Annotated in this window: 1 tRNA gene and 2 rRNA genes (1 of these 3 cut by a window edge); all 3 read right to left on the bottom strand. The window is 55.2% G+C overall.

The window, feature by feature from the left end:
- Window positions 1-50: 50 nt before the first annotated feature.
- Window positions 51-127 (bottom strand) — tRNA-Met (locus DJ019_RS20555).
- A 55-nt stretch (window positions 128-182) separates the two neighbouring features.
- A 5S ribosomal RNA gene (gene rrf, locus DJ019_RS20550) occupies window positions 183-297 on the bottom strand.
- Between the two features lie 67 nt (window positions 298-364).
- Window positions 365-3,056 (bottom strand): 23S ribosomal RNA (locus DJ019_RS20545); it runs 95 nt beyond the window's last position.

Here is a 3,056-nt window from a genome sequence, read left to right as displayed (position 1 = left end):
TCTCCGGATACGCAAACGGCCCCCGCTTGGGGGCGGGGGCCGATGTGGCTTGGGTGCGGGGACAGGATTTGAACCTGTGACCTTCAGGTTATGAGCCTGACGAGCTACCGGGCTGCTCCACCCCGCGTCGATAGGGTGTCTGATGGTGAGTATTGAAGGGTTGGATCTGATCCGTTTTGTAGACCTGGCGGCGACCTACTCTCCCGCGCCTTAAGACGAAGTACCATTGGCCCTGAGGAGCTTAACGACCGAGTTCGGGATGGGATCGGGTGGGGACTCCTCGGCATAGCCACCAGGTCAACGAAACGGATCAGTATGAGAAGACATCTGTGTCGCTACAAAGCGCGCATGAGTTTTGATAAGAACGATCAAGCCGATCGAGCGATTAGTACCAGTAAGCTCCATGCCTCGCGGCACTTCCACACCTGGCCTATCAACGTGGTGGTCTACCACGGCTCTCAGCGAAGCCTTGTTTTGAGGTTAGTTTCCCGCTTAGATGCTTTCAGCGGTTATCTATTCCACACTTAGCTACCCTGCTGCGCGGCTGGCGCCACGACAGGTCCACCAGAGGTGTGTCCATCCCGGTCCTCTCGTACTAGGGACAGATCCTCTCAAGCTTCGTACACCCACGGCAGATAGGGACCAAACTGTCTCACGACGTTCTGAACCCAGCTCACGTACCACTTTAATCGGCGAACAGCCGAACCCTTGGGACCTGCTCCAGCCCCAGGATGTGATGAGCCGACATCGAGGTGCCAAACTTTGCCGTCGCTGTGGACGCTTGGGCAAAATCAGCCTGTTATCCCTAGAGTACCTTTTATCCGTTGAGCGATGGCCCTTCCATGCAGAACCACCGGATCACTATGGCCGACTTTCGTCTCTGATCGACTTGTCAGTCTCTCAGTCAGGCGGGCTTATGCCATTGCACTCGACGAGCGATTTCCGACCGCTCTGAGCCCACCATCGCGCGCCTCCGTTACACTTTGGGAGGCGACCGCCCCAGTCAAACTGCCCGCCACGCCATGTCCCTGACCCGGATAACGGGCCTAGGTTAGACGTCAACGACAACAAGGGTGGTATTTCAAGGTTGGCTCCGCCAGAGCTGGCGCCCCGGTTTCATAGCCTCCCACCTATCCTACACATGTTGTCGCTAACGCCAAGGCGAAGCTGCAGTAAAGGTTCATAGGGTCTTTCCGTCTGACCGCGGGAACCCCGCATCTTCACGGGGAATTCAATTTCGCTGAGCCTATGCTGGAGACAGTGGGGAAGTCGTTACGCCATTCGTGCAGGTCGGAACTTACCCGACAAGGAATTTCGCTACCTTAGGACCGTTATAGTTACGGCCGCCGTTTACCGGGGCTTCAATTCGGAGCTTGCACCCCTCCTTTTAACCTTCCGGCACCGGGCAGGCGTCAGACCCTATACTTCACCTTACGGTTTAGCAGAGCCCTGTGTTTTTGATAAACAGTCGCTACCCCCTGGCCTGTGCCACTCAGTCCTGCTTGCGCAGGGTGAGTCACGCTTATCCCGAAGTTACGCGTGCAATTTGCCGAGTTCCTTCAGCATAGTTCTCTCAAGCGCCTTGGTATGCTCTACCAGTCCACCTGTGTCGGTTTCGGGTACGGTCTCTGTTGGAGTTATTTCCAGGAACTCCTTCACTGCCGGGAGCAATCCAATAAGCCCCGACAATATACGGAATTCGTCACTTCCAACTGGCCCAGGAATATTCACCTGGTTCCCATCGATTACGCCTTTCGGCCTCACCTTAGGGGCCGGCTAACCCTGCGCAGATTAACTTTACGCAGGAACCCTTGGACTTTCGGCGAGAGTGTCTCTCACACTCTTTGTCGCTACTCATGTCAGCATTCTCACTTCCGATACCTCCAGCCGGCCTCACGACCGACCTTCACAGGCTTACGGAACGCTCCGCTACCGCGTGCTTGCGCACACCCATACCTTCGGCGAACGGCTTTAGCCCCGTTACATTTTCCGCGCAGGATCGCTTGACCAGTGAGCTGTTACGCTTTCTTTAAATGATGGCTGCTTCTAAGCCAACATCCTGGTTGTCAAAGCAATCCCACATCGTTTCCCACTTAGCCGTTACTTGGGGGCCTTAGATGATGGTTAGGGTTGTTTCCCTTTTCACGACGGACGTTAGCACCCGCCGTGTGTCTCCCGGATAGTTCTCTTGGGTATTCGGAGTTTGGTTAGAATTGGTACAGCTCGCGCCGCCCGCATCCATCCAGTGCTCTACCCCCCAAGGAATTCGTCCGAGGCTCTACCTAAATAGATTTCGCGGAGAACCAGCTATGTCCAGGTTTGATTGGCCTTTCACCCCTATCCACAAGTCATCCCAGACCTTTTCAACGGGCACGGGTTCGGTCCTCCAGCTGGTGTTACCCAGCCTTCAACCTGCTCATGGATAGATCACCTGGTTTCGGGTCGTCATGCGACGTACTTATTCGCCCTATTCAGACTCGCTTTCGCTGCGCCTACACCTAACGGCTTAAGCTTGCACGGCACATGAAGTCGCTGACCCATTATACAAAAGGTACGCCGTCACCACGCGAGGTGGCTCCGACTGCTTGTAGGCTTCCGATTTCAGGTTCTATTTCACTCCCCTTGTCGGGGTGCTTTTCACCTTTCCCTCACGGTACTTGTTCACTATCGGTCACTGAGGAGTACTTAGGCTTGGAGGATGGTCCCCCCATGTTCAGACAGGATTTCACGTGTCCCGCCCTACTCGAGTCTGTCCCTAATTGACGCCTACGGGGCTATCACCCGCTATGGCCGACCTTTCCAAGTCGTTCGGCTTTATGTCACGACAGCACTGGCCTGGTCCCGGTTCGCTCGCCACTACTACGGGAGTCTCGGTTGATGTCCTTTCCTCCGGGTACTGAGATGTTTCAGTTCCCCGGGTTTGCTCAATGAACCCTATGTATTCAGGTCATTGTACCTTTGGACGACCTACGAACCAGAACCTTGGCCGAAGCCAGGGTTCACATTCGCAGACCGTAAAGGTGGGTTTCCCCATTCGGAAATAGCCGGATCAAAGG

The organism is Phenylobacterium kunshanense (genome assembly GCF_003254525.1).
Lineage (GTDB): Bacteria > Pseudomonadota > Alphaproteobacteria > Caulobacterales > Caulobacteraceae > Phenylobacterium > Phenylobacterium kunshanense.
This window is presented reverse-complemented; position numbering and strand designations above follow the sequence as displayed.